Raw genomic sequence first — 18,724 nt, 5'->3', positions numbered from 1 at the left:
GCAGCAGGCCGCCGCACCCGGCGCGGCCCCGGAGACGATTCGAGGTGCAGGACGATGTCCCAGGCAACCATCACGCACGAGACCCACCACGGAGCCGACGGCGACCTCGCCGCGAACCCCGCCTGGTTGGAGCTGAAGTCCGCGGCAACGCAACTGCAGGCACTGCAGGTCAAGGACGGATCGGTCCCCGAGGCCACCGACCACGCCCGCGCCGGCGAACTCACCGACACGATCACCGCGTCCATCACCGCGCTGCGCCCCCACTTCGAGCACGACGGCGCCTACCTGGATCGCCTGGTGGAGGACTTCCGCGGCTGGGCCGATGCCGGATTCGGCGTCCCCGATTTCCTGGACTCGCTGCAGGCCTTCCAGCCGCAGCTGGACCGCGTCGACGGGCTGCGCCACCTCGTGGTCTTCCCGATGTACACGCAGAACGGATCGGCCAACCGGTTCGTCGAGGCCATCCTGGTGGAGGTCATCTGGCCCGATTTCATCGCCGAACTCGAGGCCGGGGCCTATTCCAACGCCCTCTTCGTGCCGCTGCGCTTCCTGGACTTCACCCCCGGCTACGACACCAACTCGGCGGTGCTCTTCCCCGAATCCGTCGCCATGCGCCAGACCCCGGCGTTCACCTGGGGCGCCATCTTCCAGGATCGCGAAGCCGCCCGCTACCGCCGCGTCGTCGCCGCCGCCGCGGAGATCACCAACCTCGAGCTGCCCGCCGAGGCCGCCGAGCTCGTCGCCGACCAGCACCTGGCGGAGGAGACCTTCATCATGTGGGACATGATCCACGACAGGACCCACATGCGCGGTGACCTGCCGTTCGACCCATTCATGATCAAGCAGCGCATGCCCTTCTTCCTCTACTCGCTCGAGGAGCTGCGCTGCGACCTGACGGCGTTCCGCGAATGCGTCAAGATCGCCACCAGCCCGGACTCCGCCCCCGAGGCGGCCCGCCATGCCCGGCTGGTGCAGTACGCCGTCATCTTCGATCGGATCTTCCGCTTCGCCATCACCGGCAACCGGGTGCGCAACTACGACGGCCTCGGCGGCCAGTTGCTCTTCGCCTGGATGCACCAGCACCACGTCCTGCACTGGACCGACACCAAGCTCACCATCGACTGGGATGCCGTCCCCGAGGTGGTCAGCGCCCTGGGCGACGCCATCGACGAGCTCTACTGGCGCTCCATCGACCGCCCGAAGCTGGCCCACTGGCTGGCCGCCTACGAGCTGGTGTCCGCGACGCTCACCCCGAACCCCGCATCGGTCTGGGCGAAGGGCCCGGACGCGCTGCCGCTGACCGAGCCACTGAAGGAGATGACCAACCAGGTCCTGGACGACGAGTTCCCGCTCTCCATGTTCTACGAGGCGCTGGACAAGAAGATGAAGCCGGTCATCGAGTCCACGCTGGGCATCACCGCCGCCGACGAACCCGCAGCGGCCTAGACTGCAACCATGACCACCGCGCAGTCCCCCACCGTCCTCATCGCCGGCGCCACCTCCTCCTCCGGCGTCGCCGCCGCCCAGGCATTGCACGACGCCGGTGCCCGGGTCCTCGTCGTCGGCACCAGTGCCGAACGCCTCGCCGGGCGCCTGCCCTTCGCCTCCGGCCGGTACGTCGCCGACCTGGCCAACCCGGCGGCCGTCGACGCCCTGGCCGGAAAGGTGCACGATCAGTTCGGGCCGCTGGACGGCCTGATCCACCTGGTCGGCGGCTGGCGCGGGGGCAAGGGGCTGGCCGGGCAGTCGGACGATGACTACGACTTCCTGCACCGCAACGTGGTGACCACCCTGCGCAACACCTCGCGGGTCTTCCTTCCCGATATCGCCGCCTCCCCCCTGGGACGCCTGGCCATCGTCTCCTCCACTGCGGTGCAGCGCCCCACGGCGTCGGGGGCCAACTATGTCGCGGTCAAGGCGGCCGCGGAAGCGTGGACGATGGCCGCGGCCGCCGGACTTCGCGCGGCCCAGTCGGGCAACAAGAAGGAACCGGTGGCCCAGCATTCGGCCGCAGTCGTCCTGGTCATCAAGGCCTTCGTCGACGCCGCGGCCCGCGCACAGGCACCGGAGCGTGACTTTGCCGGGTTCACCGACGTCGCCGACTTCGGCAGCGCGGTCGCCGGCCTGTTCGACGCGGACGCCGCATCCCTGAACGGCACCCGGCTCCCGCTGGTGCCCCGGGCATAGACTGAACCAACTTCCCACCAGCAACTCCTGAGGATAAACGTGAGCACTTCCCTGCACGACACCATGGTCCGCGGCTTCGCCTCCGACAACTATTCCGGCGTCCACCCGGAGGTCCTGGAGGCCATCACCGCCGCCAACGGCGGACACCAGATCGCCTACGGCGAGGACGAGTACACCGAACGCCTCGGGCACGTGATCCTGTCCCACTTCGGCCCCGCGGCGGAGGCCTTCCCGGTCTTCAACGGCACCGGTGCCAACGTGATCTCCCTGCAGTCGCTGCTGCCCCGCTGGGGCGCCGTCGTCTGCGCCGAGACGGCGCACATCCATGTCGACGAGAACGGCGCCCCGGAACGCGTCGGGGGGATGAAGCTGCTGACGGTCCCGACGCCGGATGGCAAGCTGACCCCGGAACTGATCGACCGCGAGGCCTGGGGCTGGGGCGACGAGCACCGCGCCCAGCCGCTGGCCGTTTCACTGACGCAGTCCACCGAGCTGGGTACGCTCTACACGATCCCCGAGCTGAAGGCCATCACCGCCCACGCCCACGAACGCGGCATGAAGGTCCACATGGACGGTGCCCGGCTCTCCAACGCCGCTGCCGCCCTGGGGGTTCCCCTCCGCGCCTTCACCCGCGACGCCGGCATCGACATCCTGAGCATGGGTGGCACGAAGAACGGCCTGATGTACGGCGAGGCGATCGTCGTGCTGGATCCGGAGGCTGCCAGCGGGCTGAAGTACCTGCGCAAGATGAACATGCAGCTCGGTTCCAAGATGCGCTTCATCTCCGCCCAGCTCATCGCACTCTACGAGGGTGACCTCTGGTTGCGTTCGGCCTCCCACGCCAACGCCATGGCCCAACGGCTGCGCGCAGCTGTCGAGGACATCGAGGGGCTCCAGGTCACCCAGCCCACCGAGTCCAATGCGGTGTTCGCGAAGTTGCCATCGGCAGCGGCGGACCGCGTCCGCCAGGACTTCAGGTTCTACGACTGGGACGAGGCCACCGGTGAAGTGCGCTGGATGTGCGGTTTCGACACCACCGAGGAGGATGTGGACCGGTTCGCCGCGGCCATCCGCGCCGAAGTCGCCGCAGGCTGACTGCGTCCCGCCGGTTTCGCCATCGCAGTGGCTGATCGGCGGGTTCCGCATCCCGGCCCAGCGAAGGAGTCCCAGGTGAACGGGCGCACCACCACGCCACTGGAGCAGCGCATCGATGCCGTTGCCCATCGGATCATCGCCAGGTTCCCCCAGAGCACGGGGGCGAAGGTGCTCGTCGAGTTCGGCGTCTTCACGCTCAAACAGGCGTGGGCCTGTGTCTTCGGTGCGGCGATGCTCGCGGTGCTCTTCGCCACCCGGCTCTGGTATCCCGGGGACATCGCGCTGGCCCGCAACGATGCCGTCACGCTGGCGGCGGTTGCCATCCAGATCCTGATGGTGGCCTTCCGGCTGGAGACGCTGCGCGAGTTGCGGGTGATCATCTTGTTCCACCTCGTCGGCACCGGCATGGAACTATTCAAGACCAGTGTCGGTTCCTGGATCTACCAGGGTGAGGGGATCCTGCACCTGGACAACGTCCCGTTGTACAGCGGCTTCATGTATGCGGCCGTGGGTTCCTACATGGTCCGGGTGTTCCGCCTCTTCGACCTCCGATTCCAGCGGTATCCACGACGCTGGATCACCGCGGTCCTGGCTGCGGCGATCTACCTGAACTTCTTCACCCACCACTACATCTGGGATCTGCGCTGGTTCCTGCTGGCCGCCGTCGTGGTGGTGTTTGGCCGGTGCTGGATGCACTTCCGGATCTTCCGGGTGCGCCTGCGCATGCCGTTGGTCCTGGCGTTCCTCCTCGTGGCGGTGTTCATCTGGCTCGCCGAGAACATCGCCACCTGGTCCAACGCGTGGGCCTACCCCGACCAGTTGGAGGGCTGGCAGCTGGTCTCCGTGGCGAAGCTGGGTTCCTGGCTGCTCCTGATGATCATTTCGGTCGTCCTGGTCACCTGGGCCTACCCGCCCGGGGCACCCGATGAGCACGACGTCGAACCGGCACTGCGTGGTGCCGGCGCCTAGGACATCGCCCAGGTGGCCAGTCCCAGAACCAGCGAGACGACGGCGATCAGGGAGAAGACGCGCGGCAGGACCCACCGGTTGACCTCGGCTTCGGACCCCGCCTCCGCGGCGGCCGGGGAATCCGCGGCCGTCGACGATGCCTCCCCGTGCACGGGGGTCGCCACGGCCAGCTCGTAGGCCAGCAGCAGGCGGGAGGGCGCGGCCATCGTGGCCAGGGACGCCGCGACATTGGTGGCAGCCACGATCTGGAGCACCGAGGAGCCCAACTCCGTGGCCACCTGTGTCTGGGTGGCCGTCAACATGGCATTGGCCGCCGTGTTGGAACCGGTGATGAATCCTGCCAAGGCGTTCAGCGCGGGCGCGAGGACCAGATACCCGCGGCCCATCCCGGCCATGGCCGTGCCGAGCGCCGCTCCCATTCCGGTGACGGACAGCAGCGCCCCGAGGACGGTGAAGCACAGGGTCACCAGACCGACGGGCAGCCACGTGTGGTAGGCGAGCAACGCCCGGTGGGTGAACCGTTCCCCCGGCGGCACCGGTCCCCGGCGCCGTCCCGGCCCGAACTGTGCCGCCAGGCACGCCACCACCAGCCAGATGGCCGGGCTCGTGGCCGCACGCACCGCCAGGCTTGGCTCCCCCGGGGATGTCGCGGCCCGGGCGGCCAGGAGCCCGGCGGCCATGACGGCGTACGGTACGGCGGCACGGGCGACCTCCCGGCCCGCCGGGGCCAGGGTGCCGCGCCACCGATAGACCAGCAGGTGCACCACGATCGGCAGCAGCGAACCCACGACGCCGGCCAGGGGGGTTCCCATCATCGTGTTGGCTCCCAGGATGCCCAGCCACAAGAGCACTGCGCTGCCCGCGGCCCCTCCCAGCACCCGGGGCCAGGCCCCCTCATGGCGCAGCAGGAAGGTCACCAGCAGCGCGGCGCCGAGCATGGCCGGCAGGGAGAGCATCGCCGAGCGGATCCCCACCTCCAGCAGTGGGGTGCCTGATAGTTCCGAGGCCAGCAGTGTTCCCGGCCCCAGGGCACCCCAGGGAACTGCGAGCAGGCCCAGCAAGGCGAAGATGGTGGAGCGGGGCACACTGTGTCCGATGAGCCGCAGGATGGGCACGCCGACCGTCACACCGATCCCGAAACCGGTGACCGATTCGGCGAACGGCACCAGCCCGAACACCACCAGTATCGTTCCGGCCCTGCGCGATGGCGCACTGGATTGCAGCCATCCGGAGATGACCGCCATGGATCCCGTGTTGGACATGATGCGGCTGAGCAGGACCCCCGCATAGAGGATCAGCAGGATTTCGATGATCGTCGGGGAGAAGGCAGCAAAGGAGGCCAGGACCACCTGCGGTTCGGTGGGGAAGAAGACGACGGCGACAAGAAGGCCCACGGCCAACGACGCCACGGCAATCCGGGTGCCCTTGACCCCGAGGAAGAACAGGACCACGGCCAGTACGATGGGTATCGCTGCCGCGATTGCCGTCATGGTCCACCTTCCCGGGTGCTTCGTCGTCTGGATGCGCATCGAAGGGGATCCCTGCTCCCTGGATGACCGTAGCCCACCGGCTCTGCCGTCGCACGCCGCGCACCCCGGGGCGGATCCCTTCGGCAGCCAACGCAGCCACCCAGCGGCGTGCCTTCCGGGCACCCCCGACGGGCAGCCCTACACTCGGGAGGGTGACCGCTCTTGGCAACCTGGCCCAGGTTCCCCCAGACTTCATGACGGCGCTCTCGGCGCTCCGTCAGGCAGATTGCCGTGCCGAAATGCGTTTGGCAGAAATCCCCGCACCGGCCCGTCTGGCACCGTTCGCCGTCGCCCTGTCCGCAGAGGTCTTCGAGCCCGCTTCCGCGGGCCGCGGTTCGGTCCATGGTCCGGCCGCCGCAGCATTGGCCGAGGCCCGCACGCTCAGCCAGGATGACGAGTTGGCCACGGGACGCTTCATCCTGCTCCATGATCCGGCGGGGTCGGACCTGTGGAAGGGCACGTTCCGGATCGTCACCTACATCCGGGCCCAGCTCGATGCCGCCATGGGCAACGACCAGATGCTCGGCTCCGTGGCCTGGACCTGGCTGTTGGATGCCCTGCACGAGAACAATGCCGGATATTCGGAGGCCGGTGGGACCGCCACCCGGATGCTTTCCCAGAGTTTCGGAAGCCTCCACAACCGCCCGGAAACCATTGACATCGAGCTGCGGGCCTCATGGACCCCCGACGGCTCCGATGTCCGCGCCCATCTCGAAGCCTGGAACGACATGGTGTGCACGTTCGCCGGATTGCCGCCACTACCCGAAGGCGTCACGGCGCTGCCTCTGCGGCGCAGGAACTAAATCAACTAGAATTGGCTCACCATGACCGATTCGCGCACCGACAGCCTTCCCGAAACCCGCGACGCCGGGGATCTTGACCCACCGGTGCCCGAACCGACACCACTGACGCAGCCACGCGACGGCGTTCCCCCGGTGGTCCACACCGATGCAGGGCTGCGCCGCGCCGCGCGGGCCCTGGCGGCCGGCACCGGTCCGGTCTCCGTCGATGCCGAGCGGGCCTCGGGTTTCCGCTACGGCCAGCGTGCCTTCCTCGTCCAGCTCCGCCGCGAAGGCGCCGGAACCTGGCTCATCGACCCCGTCCCCTTCCAGGACCTGCTGCCGATCAACGAGGCGCTGTCCGGTGTCGAGTGGATCCTCCACGCCGCCACCCAGGACCTGCCGTGCCTGGGCGAATTGGGCATGCATCCGGATGCCCTCTTCGACACCGAACTGGCAGGCCGCATCGCCGGGCTGCCGCGCGTGGGTTTGGGCCCGATCGTCGAATCGCTGCTGGGGCTGAGCCTGGCCAAGGAACATTCGGCGGCCGACTGGTCCACCCGCCCCCTGCCGGAGCCGTGGCTGCGCTATGCGGCGTTGGATGTCGAGGTCCTCGATGAATTGCGGTTGGCCCTGATGGACCTGCTGCGCGAGTCCGGAAAGCTGGACTTCGCACTGGAGGAGTTCGAGGCCATCCGGACCGCCCCGGCGCCGGCACCCCGGGTCGATCCCTGGCGCCGGACCTCCGGACTGCACCAGTTGCGTGACCGCCGGCAGCTGGCAGCGGTCCGGTCCCTCTGGCTCGAACGTGAATCATTGGCGGAGAACCGGGATGTGGCACCGGGGCGCCTGATCCCGGATGCCGCGCTCATCGCTGCCGCCAAGGCGATGCCCACCACCGTCCCCCAGCTGCTGAAGACCCCCGGTTTCCACGGGCGTGCGGCCAGCAAGGAAGGACCGCGCTGGTTGCGGTGCCTCCAGCAGGCCCGCACCACCGAGGATCTGCCGCCCATGCACATCCCCTCGTCGGCTCCGCCGCCGGCACGCACCTGGCCCGACAAGGACGAGGCGGCGGCACGTCGGCTCAACACGGCCAAGCCGCGCATCGCCCGGCGGGCCGAGGAGTTGGACATGCCGGTCGAGAACCTCCTGACCCCTGATCTGTTGCGGCGCATCGCCTGGCGGCCGCCGTCACGGATCGATCCCGAAACCATCGAGGCCGCGCTCCGGGAGCTCGGAGCCCGGCCCTGGCAGGTGGAACAGACCTCCCCCATCATCACCGTGGCGTTCCTGGATCCCGAGCCGCTCCCATCCAAGCGCGCGGCCACCCGCTCCTGACCGCGCCTTCGGCGATCCTTTCGCCGGCAAGCCGTGCCGGACACGCCGTTCCCTTCTTGCACCTCTAGTTACTCGCCGGTAACATATGGAGTGGATCACATTCATTCCACGCAAGGAGTCACTCCAGTGAGCCCCACCACCCCGCGCGCACTGCCGCGCCACCGGCAAGTCCGCGACGTCGTCTTCGTCGACGGCGTCCGCACCCCCTTCGGCAAGGCCGGTGACAAGGGCATCTACCACGGCACCCGGGCCGATGACCTGGTGGTCAAGTGCATCCGCGACCTGATGCGCCGCAACCCGTCGCTGCCCGCGGAGCGGATCGACGAGGTGGCCATTGCCGCCACCACGCAAACCGGCGACCAGGGCCTGACCATCGGACGGACCGCGGCACTGCTGGCCGGGCTGCCCCAGTCCGTACCGGGGTACGCCATCGACAGGATGTGCGCCGGCGCCATGACCGCCGTGACCACCAGTGCCGGCTCCATCGCCTTCGGCGCCTACGACGTCGTCATCGCCGGCGGCGTCGAGCACATGGGCAACCACCCCATGGGAGCCGGAGCCGATCCGAACCCGCGCTTCATCTCCGAACGCCTGGTCGATCCGGCGGCACTGAACATGGGCAACACCGCGGAAAACCTCCACGACAGGTTCCCGGCCATCACCAAGGAACGCGCCGACCGCTATGCCGTCGCCAGCCAGGCCAAACTGGCCGCCGCCTACGAGGCGGGGAACATCCAGCCCGACCTCGTCCCCGTGGCCACCCGCCGCCCCGGCGAGGGCTGGGCGCTGAACTCCGTCGACGAGCCACCCCGTCCCGGCACCACCATGGAGGACCTCGATTCCCTCCGCACTCCCTTCCGTGCACACGGGCACGTCACCGCAGGCAACGCCGCGGGATTGAACGACGGGGCCACCGCAGCCCTGCTGACCTCCTCGGAGGCTGCCGAGGAGCTGGGCCTGGCCACGAAGATGCGCCTGGTGGGCTATGCCTTCGCCGGCGTCGAACCCCAGGTGATGGGCATCGGCCCGGTACCCGCCACCGAGAAGGCGCTGGCCCAGGCCGGATTGACCATCGAGGACATCGGGCTGTTCGAGATCAACGAGGCCTTCGCCGTCCAGGTGCTCTCCTTCCTGGACCACTACGGCATCGCCGACGACGATCCCCGCGTGAACCGCTATGGTGGGGCCATCGCCGTCGGACATCCACTGGCTTCCTCCGGCGTGCGCCTGATGAACCAGCTGACCCGGCAATTCGAGGCCGACCCCTCGGTGCGCTACGGCCTCACGACCATGTGTGTCGGCCTCGGCATGGGCGGCACCGTCATCTGGGAAAACCCCCACCACGCCGACTATGGGAAGGACGCCTGAAAATGGCTGCACAGGATTTTGACCGCTTCGGGGTACTCGCCGATCAGGTCCCCGACGAGATCGTCACCCACACCCTGGTCTCCGACGTCCAGCTGCCCTCCGGCAAGACGCTGGCGCTGCTGACCCTGGACAACGGCCTGGACCATTCCAAGCCCACGACCCTGGGCCCGGCCACGCTCATCGAGCTGGGCCGGGAACTGACCCGCCAAAAGGAACGCGCAGCCGCCGGGGACATCGCCGCGCTCGCCGTTACCGGCAAGCCGCACTTCCTGGTGGCCGGGGCCGACCTGACCACCGTGAAGACGCTGAAGAACTCCGACAGCGGAGCACTCATGGCCGAACTGGGCCATGCCGCCTACGATCTGTTGGCCGACCTGGGCGTCCCGACCTTCGCCTTCATCAACGGCGTCGCCCTCGGTGGCGGCCTGGAAATCGCCCTGGCCTCGACCTACCGCACGGTCTCCACCGGAGCCAACGGCATCGGGCTGCCGGAGGCCTTCATCGGGCTGGTCCCCGGCTGGGGCGGCGTCTACCGCCTGCCGCGCCTGATCGGCCCCGAGGCCGCGATGACCGTCATGATCGAGAACCCGTTGAATAACAACCGCTCGCTCAACGGCACCACGGCCCACCAGCTGGGGATCGCCGACGCCATCTTCGAACCGGCCGACTTCGTCGAGCAGTCACTGGCCTGGGCCGATTCGGTGCTCGCCGGAGCCTCCGTGGAACGGCCCAACGCCGTGGATCCCGCCACCGACGCCGCGGCCGCCGAGCGCTGGGACGCCGCGGCCGCCAAGGCCCGGGCCTTCGTGGAATCCAAGACGGCCAACGCAGCCCCGGCACCGGGCAAGGTCCTGGACGTCTTCGAGGCGGGCAAGACCATCAGCCAGGCCGAATCCGCACGGCTCGAATGCGCCGCCCTGACCGAACTGATGCAGACTCCGCAGTTCCAGGACACGGTCTACGCCTTCCTTGACCTGGTGCAGAAGCGCGCCAAGCGTCCCGCCGGCGCCCCCGATCAGAAGCTGGCCCGTCCCGTCACCAAGATCGGTGTCGTCGGCGCCGGCCTGATGGCCGGGCAGTTCGCCCTGCTCTTCGCCAAGGCGCTCAAGGTTCCGGTCATCATCACCGACATCGACCAGGCGCGCGTGGACAAGGGCCTGGCCTACATCCACGGCGAGATCGACAAGCTGCTGGCCAAGAAGCGCATCTCGGCCGATGCCGCCAACCGGACCAAGGGCCTGGTCACCGGGTCGGTCACCAAGGACGCCTTCGCCGACGCCGATCTGGTCATCGAGGCGGTCTTCGAGGAACTGCAGGTCAAGAAGCAGGTCTTCGCCGAAGTGGAGGCAGTGGTCTCCCCCGAGTGCATCCTGGCCACCAACACCTCATCGCTGTCGGTGACCGAGATGGCAGCGGATCTGAAGCATCCCGAACGGGTGGTGGGCTTCCACTTCTTCAACCCGGTGGCCGTGATGCCGCTGATCGAGATCGTGCGAGCCCCCAAGACCGACGACGTCGTGCTGGCGACCGCGTTCGCCGTGGCCAAGCAGCTGCGCAAGACGGCAGTCCTGGTCAAGGACTCGGCGGCCTTCGTGGTCAACCGGGTGCTGTTGCGCCTGATGGGCGAGGTCTCCAACGCCTTCGATGACGGCACCGACGCCGAGGTCGCCGACAACGCGCTGCGGCCCATGGGCCTGCCCATGAGCCCGTTCACGCTGCTGGCCATGGTCGGCATCCCCGTGGCACAGCACGTCATGGAGTCCCTGCACGAGGCGTTCGGTGACCGCTTCCGGGTCTCGGCCAACCAGCAGGCCCTGATCGACAACGGGCTGAAGTCGCTCTGGGTCAAGAACGACGACGGCACCCGCTCGATCCCGGACTCGACCCTGGCGTTGCTCCAGTTCGGGAACTCCCCCAGCACCTCCGAGGAGCTGCTGGTCCGCACCCAGGATGCCCTGGCCCAGGAGATCGGCATGATGCTCGACGAGGGAGTCGTCGCCGGCCCCGAGGACATCGACCTGTGCATGATCCTCGGCGCGGGCTGGCCGATGCACCTCGGTGGCATCACCCCGTACCTGGACCGGGTCGGAGCCTCCGAGCGCGTGCGCGGGGCCAAGTTCCACACCGCCTGACCCCTGGCAGCCAGGACACGACGGCGGATGGCCGGGGCAATCGCTCCGGTGCCCCGCCGTCGTCGTGGTGGCCGGCACCACCCTTCGGCCCGCTCGAACCGGCACCGGGGCCATGAAAGAATCGTTGCATGAGTACGCCTGCGCAACCCTGCCGCCGCCTTGTCCTGGGATCGAGCCTCGCCGTCGGGGCGGCCGCCACGCTGACCGCCTGCGGTGACGGGTCCTCGGCGGCCCCCGACAACAACGCGAAGGCGGTTCCCGAGCCGTCCGGCGATCCGGTGACCGTCGCCGACGCCGCGGACCTTCCCGTGGGCACCTCGGTCAACGTGGCCCGTGAGGGGTCCAAGGACGCCTACCTGCTGTACCGCAAGGACGAGAAGACGGTGCTGGCCTACACCTCGGTGTGCACGCATGCCGGCTGCCGGGTGGGCCCCGGCGACGGCGACTTCCACTGCCCCTGCCACGACTCGCACTTCAGCGCAGAGGACGGCACGGCGACCGCGGGTCCGGCCCGGGCCGCACTCACCCGGTACGCCGCTGAAGTATCCAACGGGAAGATCCTGCTCTATCCCTAGCCACCCCGGCACCGGTCCTCGCCGTAGCGGGCCCACGGTGCCACAATGGGCCCATGGAACAGTTCACAGCCCACCAGACGGGACGCCGGGCAGTCCTGGGAGGATCGTTGGCCGTAGGCACCGGTGTGGTGCTGACGGCCTGTGGCGGCGGGAACAAGACCCAACCGGTCCCCGAGCCCACGGGCACGCCCACCAAGGCCACGACCACCGCCGACCTGAAGGTCGGGGCCAGCGCCTCCGTGGCAGTGCAGGGCAACAACTACCTTTTGTGGCGCAAGGACGAGAACACCGTCTACGCCTACACTGCGGTGTGCACGCACCAGGGATGCACCGTCGGCCTGGGCAAGACGGATTTCAAGTGCCCGTGCCACGGCTCGGAATTCTCCCATGAGGACGGCTCCCGCGTGGCGGGCCCCGCGAAGAAGCCGCTGACCCGCTATGCGGCGGCCATCGACGGCACCGACGTGATGATCTACCTCTGAGACGTCCTGCCCTCAGCGCTGCATACCCTGGAGCAGGAAGTCGGCATTGGCCGGCTCCAGCCCGGCGATCGCCTCCCAGCCGGCGGAACCGGCCTGGTCCAGCACCGCGACCGAATGGATGCCGCTCCATTCACTGGCCAGGACCACACCGTCGGCGACCCAGTGGCTGGCCCGCACCGTCCCGGCGACCATCCGGTCGAAACGCTGGATCGGCTCCGAGGCCTCGACCCCCGCGGGGAGCCGCGACGGCGGCGGGGCATCGTCGACGGCCACCAACCGGGTCTGCTGCGCGAGGCCGGTTTCGTCGTCCACCGCGTTCCACTGCGCCTCACGGCGGCCGGACGCCACCATCCGGGCGAGCACCAAGTACTCGCCATAGCCGGGAAGTGTTCCCGCCTCGACGGGGCGGCGACGCCCCGGAGGCAGTTCCCGTCCGTCACGGGTGGGAATGTTCCCGCTCCCGATGACCGGCAGGCTCCCGGTGTGGGTCCAGCTGGCGGGGTTGTGCAGCAGGACCGGCTCCTCCATCCCCGTGGCGTGGAACCAACTCAGATCCCAGTCGATGCCGGGGATGAATCGGATCCGCGATTCGGCCTGGTACGGGCCCTCGTCGCCTTCGATCACGACCCGGGTGAGCAGCACGGAGTACTTCCAGACCCGCCGCATGGCACCGACCCGCTGCGTCCCGTCCCGGAACACCTCCCAGCGTTCGAAGTCGGGCCACTCCTGCAGCAGCTCCCGCGGCGTGGACATGCCAGCCCCCTAGAAGAGGGCAACTTTCGGCTCGCGCGGGAAGATCGCATCCAGCTCCGCCAGATCCTCGGCGGTGGGGATCCACGCGACGGCACGTGCGTTTTCGTGGACCTGTTCAATCCGGGTGGCCCCGGCAATGACACTGGACACGGGACGCTGCGCGGCCAGCCACGAGAAAGCCACCTGGATCGGGGTCAGGTCCCGCTCGGCGGCGAAGTCGCCCAGTTCCTTGAGCTGGCCGAGGTCCACGTTCTCCAACAGGTTCTGGCGTGAATGGGTCAACCGGCTGCCTTCGGGGGCCCGGCCCGAGGAGTACTTGCCAGTGAGCAGGCCGTTGGCCAGCGGGAAATACGGCAAGACGCCCAGACCGTAGGCGTTGGAGGCCGGCAGGACCTCGAGCTCGGCGCGGCGATCGAGCAGGTTGTAGTGGTTCTGGCTCGAAATGAAGCGGGTGTATCCACCGGCACGTGCAGTGAATTCGGCTTCGGCGATCTGCCACCCCGCCCGGTTGGAATGGCCGATGTACCTGACCTTGCCGGAGGCGACCAGGTCATCGAGGGCCGAGAGGGTCTCATCGATCGGCGTGGACGGATCGGGTGTGTGGAACTGGTAGAGGTCGATGTAGTCGGTGCCCAACCGTCCCAGTGAGGCCTCCACGGCACGCATGATGTACCGCCGGGATCCGCGAACCCCGAAGTCACGCCCGTTGGCTCCTGCGGTGTCCATGCCGAACTTCGTGGCGACGATGACCTCGTCACGGTGTCCGCCCAGGGCCTTGCCCAGGCGGCTCTCCGACAGCCCGGGTTCGCGCCCGTAGGTGTCCGCCGTGTCGAACAACGTGATGCCGGCGTCCAGGGCAGCATGGACGACGGCGTCCGTGCCCTGCTGCGACTCCGTGGCGGTGCCGGTACGGCCCAGGTTGTTGCATCCCAGCCCGACGACTGACACCGTCAGCCCGGAACGGCCCAGCTGGCGGTATTCCATGTCGGACTGCGTCGGCTGGGCCGGACGGCGGGTGGAGTTGCTGGCGTTGCTCACGTCGGGGTCCTTTCGGGGAACGGGGTAGGCCGGGTGGCGGCCGACGGGATCAGGAGAGGGAGAACTTGCCCTTGGGAGGCATCGGGTATTTCTGCTTCGCGGCGTCGGGGTCCTCGAAGGGGGCCACGCCGATGGAGAGCTTGGTGAAGTCGAGCTTGGCCTGGCGGATGCACACGGTGATGGCGGTGACCGCCTTCGCCGGTTCCGGGGAGAGGATGCGGATGTTCAGCTTGCGGGGGGCGAAGTCGCTGGATTCCACGGTGCCCAGCCCCCGCCAGGCCAGATGTCCGCGCAGGGCCTCGATGGCCTTGTCCCGCAGGTACTCGTCGCGTTGTGTGCCTTCGGTGGACTTCAGCGCATACTGGGCGATCACCCAGGACTGTTCGGCGTCGGTGAGTTCGGCGTACCCGTCCTCGGCGCACTGCTGGCCGAAGGCCTCCATGAGGGCCTCGCCCTTCGCGGTATCGACATCCACCGCCTGTTGGGTGGTGGATTGGTGGCCCACCGTGCCGTGGTTGACCACGAACTGCCCGGTGGGTTCGCCCTCGGCCTGTTCGAACCAGGCCTCGCGGAACTGCAGGACCCCGTCGTCGTCGCGGCGGTAGGTGCGCTGGATGGGCATGCGTTCTCCTGGATGCTGGCGATGGTGTGCTCACGGTCCGCGCTGCCCCCGGTCTCCGGCGACGGCGCGGTGCAGCATCTAGCCTACTGCCTGGGCGATGAGGCGTCGTCCGCGCACGAACCAGTCGTCGGCGGTGGCACCAAAGGGTTCGGCTCCGGTTCGGACCCGGGCCAACAAGTCATCGGCTGCACCCTGCAGGCGCCGGACCAGCTCGGCGGGGTAGCCCATGGATCCGGCGTGGTCGGCGAACTCGTCCTCGTCGTCGAGGTAGACGCCACGCGTGGTGGAACGGACGACGTCCAGGTCCATGTCGATGGAGTTGAACTCCCACCCTGCCAGTTTCAGGGGTTGCCAGCCCAGGTTGCAGGAGACGTCGATGTAGAGCCGGAGGCCGGCCGGGTGTGAGTCGTCATAGCAGGTTGCCACCCAGTCGCCCTGGTGGGGGAAGAGGCAGACGGCGTCGGACGCCGCGGCAAAGCCGGCCCCGGGACGCGAGACAAGCGAACCCTGCGGCTGGATGACCCAGTGCCCGTGGCGATCGGCACCCAGGTACCGGCCGGGGACGACCCAGTGGGCACCGCCGTCGTACTTCCAGGCGCGGGCGATCACGAGGTCGCCCTCGGTGATGCCCTCCGGCTCCGGCACCAGGTCCCGGGGCAGGCTCACAGCCGGGGGATCTGTCCGGTGGGCAGGTCCTGGCCGGGCAGCGGGCGGGCGAAGGGGACCTTGGTGCCCAGCACCTGGGCCAGGGTGTCCTGGGCGATCTGGTTGGCGGTCAGGCCCACGCGTTCCAGGACCTGGTTGCGCGAACCGTGTTGGAGGAACTCGACGGGCAGGCCCACCTCGTTCAAGGCGGTGTCCACGCCGGCTGCGCGCATTTCCTGGCGGATCCGCGAGCCGACTCCCCCGGCCTTCACGCCGTCCTCGATGCACACCACGATCCGGTGCCGGGCGGCCAGGCCAATGATGGAGCGTGCCACCGGCAACACCCAGCGCGGGTCCACGACGGTGGAGGTGACGCCCTGGGCCTCGAGCCGGCCGGCGACATCCAGTCCGAGCGTGGCCATGGAGCCGACGGCGACGATGAGCACGTCCCGCTCGTCCTCGCCGTGACGGGCCAGGACGTCGACACCGTCCTCCAGGCGTTCGAGGGCCTCGAGTTCCGCCCCGACACTGCCCTTGGAGAACCGCAGCACGGTCGGTGCGTCGTTGATGGCGACGGCCTCGCGCAGTTCCTCGCGCAGCCGGGTGGCGTCGCGCGGGGCGGCCAGGGCCAGCCCGGGAACCGACTGCAGCAACGCCAGGTCCCACATGCCGTGGTGGCTGGGGCCGTCTGGGCCGGTGACCCCGGCGCGGTCCAGCACGATGGTGACACCGGCGCGGTGCAGTGCCACATCCATGAGCAGCTGGTCGTAGGCCCGGTTCAGGAACGTGGCGTAGAGCGCGACCACCGGGTGCAGGCCACCGAAGGCCATGCCGGCGGCGCTGGTGAGGGCGTGCTGCTCGGCGATGCCGACGTCGATGACCCGTTCTGGATGGCGTTTGGCCATGGCGGAGAGCCCGACGGGGATGAGCATGGCCCCGGTGACGGCGACGATGTCCTGGCGCTCATCGGCGATGTCGGAAATCTCCTCGCCGAAGACCGACGTCCACGATTGGGCGCCCGGGCGTTCGACGGGTTCGCCGGTCTCCGGGTCGATGACGCCGACCGAGTGCATCTGGTCCGCCATGTCCGCCAGCGCCGGCGGATAGCCCCGGCCCTTCTCGGTCAACGTGTGCACGATGACCGGGCCCTCGTAGTTCCGCGCCTGCTGCAGCGCCTCCTCGACGGCGACGAGGTTGTGCCCATCGATCGGGCCGATGTACTTCATGCCCAGGTCCTCGAAGAGCCCCTGCGGCGCCCACCAGTCCTTGATGCCCTTCTTGGTGGCGTGCAGCGACTTGTACGTGAAGCGGCTCACCGCCCCGCCCTGCTGCAGGCGGTCCTTCCACCAGGACAGGGTGTCCTCGTAGACCGGGTGCGTGCGGACCTTGTCCAGGGTGCGCTGGCGCAGACCGGCCAACTGCTCGGCCAGTCCGCCGATGGTCGGGGCGTAGGAGCGGCCGTTGTCGTTGACCACGATGACGACCCGGCGGTCGGGGTCGGCGGCGATGTTGTTCACGGCCTCCCAGGCCATCCCGCCGGTCAGGGCGCCGTCCCCGACGACGGCGACGACGTAGCGGTCCCCCTCCCCGGCGAGCTTGCGGGCACGCGAGATGCCCTCGGCCCAGGACAGCGAGGACGAGGCGTGGGAGGACTCCACGATGTCGTGCACGGATTCGGAGCGGTCGGGGTACCCGGCCAGGCCGCCCTGCTGGCGCAGCGTGGAGAAGTCCTGGCGCCCGGTGACGAGCTTGTGCACATAGGACTGGTGGCCGGTATCGAAGACCACGGAGTCGCGCGGGGAGTCGAAGACGCGGTGGATGCCCAGCGTCAGTTCCACGACGCCGAGATTCGGGCCCAGGTGCCCGCCCGTCTGGGAGACGTTGGCGACCAGGAAGGTGCGGATCTCCTCCGCGAGGTCCTGTAGCTGCGCCATGCTCAGGCGACGCAGGTCGCGTGGCTCGTGGATGCTCTCAAGCAATCCCATGCGGAGTGGTCCTTTCGCTGCCGGGAAGATCATTCCATCGTACTGCCGCCCCTGCCCCGATCACGAGTCCGCGCGCACCGTGGCACCCAGCCCCAGGAAGGAGGCCACGCCGTCGTGCCCCCCGACCTCCAGCGTCCAGGCCGGTCGGTTAAGCTCCTGGGGTTCCAGCCGGAGGTGTTGCACGTCCTGCGCGTTGCCGCCCCATGACTTCCGGGTGCTCCCGTTCGGTGCATAGCCCACGGCCCGGGAGACGGCCAGCGACGCCGTGTTCCAGCTCGCGGCCTCCGTTTCGGCCACCTCCGCGCCGAGGTGGTCGAAGGCATAGAGCACGACGGCGGTGCGCATCTCGGTGCCGATCCCCCGGCCCTGCGCCGATTGGCGGAGCCAGGAGCCGGTGGACACGGTGCGCAGCGTGCCGAAGTCCGCGGCCACCAGGTCCTGCATGCCCACCAGTTCCCCCTCGTTCCAGACCCCAAAGGGCAGCGTCCATTGTGCGGCCGTGGTCCGGGCCCGGGTCCGCCAGACGTGCAGGGCCATGTTCGCCGGGAGTTCGTCCGCCGGTACCGAGGTCCAGGGGTAGGAGAAGGGACTGCGTGCCGGGTCGTGGATGCCGGATTGGGCCGCGGCAATGAAGGCCGGGATGTGATCGTCGGTGATCGGGCGCAACACCAACCGGGGGGTGGCCAGGCGCAGGGCGAACAGCGGCCACGCAGATGTCATCTCGTCCATGGTCCGAGTCTAGGGTGCGCTCCGCCCCGGCCCGGTTAAATCCCGCGGGCGGGCCACCCGGTGTCCCGGATGGCCCGCCCCCGTGGCGGGGTTTTCTGTCTACATGGCGGAGATTTGGCGCAGCACATACTGCCACGTGATTCGATAACCCCTTTTGAGCGCCATTTATCCGGTCCGGCGTCGACTCCGCGTCCAGCGGTGGCGGGAAATACCTAGTCAGAGACACGCGGAGAGGCTCCAACGGGCACTACCCTGCAGTTGGTGATGCACCTCCTCGGACATGCTTCGATCGCGGTACTTGAGGTCCCTGCGCCCCCTCTGGATCCCGACGTCACGATCGATCCGGGAGCCGAGCCCAGTTCCGGCGCAACACTGGCCAAGAGTCTCGAAAGGCCCGTCTTGTGCAATAAGGACGCGAGGCGCGCTCCTGAGACTGGACTTCGGGCGAAGAGAGTAAATCGCAACAAAATATGTATCTGCCAGCGCTCGCTAGGGGAA

17 protein-coding genes are annotated in these 18,724 nt (G+C 68.7%); 10 read left to right on the top strand and 7 right to left on the bottom strand.

All coding sequences use genetic code 11. From position 1 onward, the window contains the following. The first annotated feature begins 54 nt into the window (after positions 1–54). From ACN0TP_RS11470 to ACN0TP_RS11455, 4 genes are all read left to right on the top strand, one after another. The gene (locus ACN0TP_RS11470) at positions 55–1,446 is read left to right on the top strand and encodes a DUF6421 family protein (protein ID WP_417219099.1); all 1,392 of its coding nucleotides are present in this window, start codon (positions 55–57) and stop codon (positions 1,444–1,446) included. A gap of 9 nt (positions 1,447–1,455) precedes the next feature. Next, positions 1,456–2,187 (top strand): SDR family NAD(P)-dependent oxidoreductase, encoded by a 732-nt coding sequence (locus ACN0TP_RS11465; protein WP_417219097.1) that lies wholly within the window; start codon positions 1,456–1,458, stop codon positions 2,185–2,187. Positions 2,188–2,250: 63 nt separating this feature from the next. Then, positions 2,251–3,282 (top strand): threonine aldolase family protein, encoded by a 1,032-nt coding sequence (locus tag ACN0TP_RS11460; protein WP_417219402.1) that lies wholly within the window; start codon positions 2,251–2,253, stop codon positions 3,280–3,282. A gap of 75 nt (positions 3,283–3,357) precedes the next feature. Continuing rightward, entirely contained in the window at positions 3,358–4,251 is an 894-nt protein-coding gene (locus tag ACN0TP_RS11455; protein ID WP_417219094.1) for a DUF817 domain-containing protein, read from the top strand. Here ACN0TP_RS11455 and ACN0TP_RS11450 read toward each other — a convergent pair. Next, positions 4,248–5,741 (bottom strand): L-lactate permease, encoded by a 1,494-nt coding sequence (locus ACN0TP_RS11450; protein ID WP_417219092.1) that lies wholly within the window; start codon positions 5,739–5,741, stop codon positions 4,248–4,250. The two genes, ACN0TP_RS11455 and ACN0TP_RS11450, sit on opposite strands and share 4 nt — an antisense overlap. 233 nt (positions 5,742–5,974) lie before the next feature. On the opposite strand from ACN0TP_RS11450, the gene ACN0TP_RS11445 reads away from it, so the two are divergent. The 6 genes from ACN0TP_RS11445 (at position 5,975) to ACN0TP_RS11420 (ending at position 12,454) form a co-directional block, all read left to right on the top strand. Next, positions 5,975–6,583, top strand: coding sequence for a DUF3000 domain-containing protein (locus tag ACN0TP_RS11445; RefSeq protein ID WP_417219401.1), 609 nt, complete (start codon positions 5,975–5,977; stop codon positions 6,581–6,583). Between the two features lie 21 nt (positions 6,584–6,604). Beyond that, a complete protein-coding gene (locus ACN0TP_RS11440; protein WP_417219090.1) occupies positions 6,605–7,897 on the top strand; it encodes an HRDC domain-containing protein in 1,293 nt (430 codons plus the stop codon). Between the two features lie 126 nt (positions 7,898–8,023). Then, the gene (locus ACN0TP_RS11435) at positions 8,024–9,265 is read left to right on the top strand and encodes a thiolase family protein (RefSeq protein WP_417219088.1); all 1,242 of its coding nucleotides are present in this window, start codon (positions 8,024–8,026) and stop codon (positions 9,263–9,265) included. Between the two features lie 2 nt (positions 9,266–9,267). Next, entirely contained in the window at positions 9,268–11,397 is a 2,130-nt protein-coding gene (locus ACN0TP_RS11430) for a 3-hydroxyacyl-CoA dehydrogenase NAD-binding domain-containing protein (protein WP_417219085.1), read from the top strand. Between the two features lie 128 nt (positions 11,398–11,525). After that, the gene (locus ACN0TP_RS11425; RefSeq protein ID WP_417219083.1) at positions 11,526–11,972 is read left to right on the top strand and encodes a ubiquinol-cytochrome c reductase iron-sulfur subunit; all 447 of its coding nucleotides are present in this window, start codon (positions 11,526–11,528) and stop codon (positions 11,970–11,972) included. A 53-nt stretch (positions 11,973–12,025) separates the two neighbouring features. Continuing rightward, positions 12,026–12,454: a Rieske (2Fe-2S) protein gene (locus ACN0TP_RS11420; RefSeq protein WP_417219080.1), complete on the top strand. Its 429-nt coding sequence runs from the start codon at positions 12,026–12,028 to the stop codon at positions 12,452–12,454. A gap of 12 nt (positions 12,455–12,466) precedes the next feature. Here ACN0TP_RS11420 and ACN0TP_RS11415 read toward each other — a convergent pair whose 3' ends face one another. From ACN0TP_RS11415 to ACN0TP_RS11390, 6 genes are all read right to left on the bottom strand, one after another. Then, positions 12,467–13,207, bottom strand: coding sequence for a hypothetical protein (locus tag ACN0TP_RS11415; protein ID WP_417219077.1), 741 nt, complete (start codon positions 13,205–13,207; stop codon positions 12,467–12,469). Between the two features lie 9 nt (positions 13,208–13,216). After that, positions 13,217–14,191: an aldo/keto reductase gene (locus ACN0TP_RS11410; RefSeq protein WP_417219399.1), complete on the bottom strand. Its 975-nt coding sequence runs from the start codon at positions 14,189–14,191 to the stop codon at positions 13,217–13,219. A gap of 103 nt (positions 14,192–14,294) precedes the next feature. After that, positions 14,295–14,867 (bottom strand): hypothetical protein, encoded by a 573-nt coding sequence (locus tag ACN0TP_RS11405; protein WP_417219074.1) that lies wholly within the window; start codon positions 14,865–14,867, stop codon positions 14,295–14,297. A gap of 78 nt (positions 14,868–14,945) precedes the next feature. Next, a complete protein-coding gene (locus ACN0TP_RS11400; protein ID WP_417219071.1) occupies positions 14,946–15,533 on the bottom strand; it encodes a DUF402 domain-containing protein in 588 nt (195 codons plus the stop codon). After that, on the bottom strand, positions 15,530–17,497 hold the full coding sequence (gene dxs / locus ACN0TP_RS11395; RefSeq protein WP_417219069.1) for a 1-deoxy-D-xylulose-5-phosphate synthase: 1,968 nt from the start codon (positions 17,495–17,497) through the stop codon (positions 15,530–15,532). Before dxs ends, ACN0TP_RS11400 begins: the two co-directional genes overlap by 4 nt. Before the next feature lie 60 nt (positions 17,498–17,557). Next, positions 17,558–18,226, bottom strand: coding sequence for a GNAT family N-acetyltransferase (locus ACN0TP_RS11390; RefSeq protein WP_417219067.1), 669 nt, complete (start codon positions 18,224–18,226; stop codon positions 17,558–17,560). Between the last annotated feature and the right edge of the window lie 498 nt (positions 18,227–18,724).

The organism is Arthrobacter sp., from assembly GCF_048266065.1.
Classification (GTDB): domain Bacteria; phylum Actinomycetota; class Actinomycetes; order Actinomycetales; family Micrococcaceae; genus Arthrobacter_H.
This window is presented reverse-complemented; position numbering and strand designations above follow the sequence as displayed.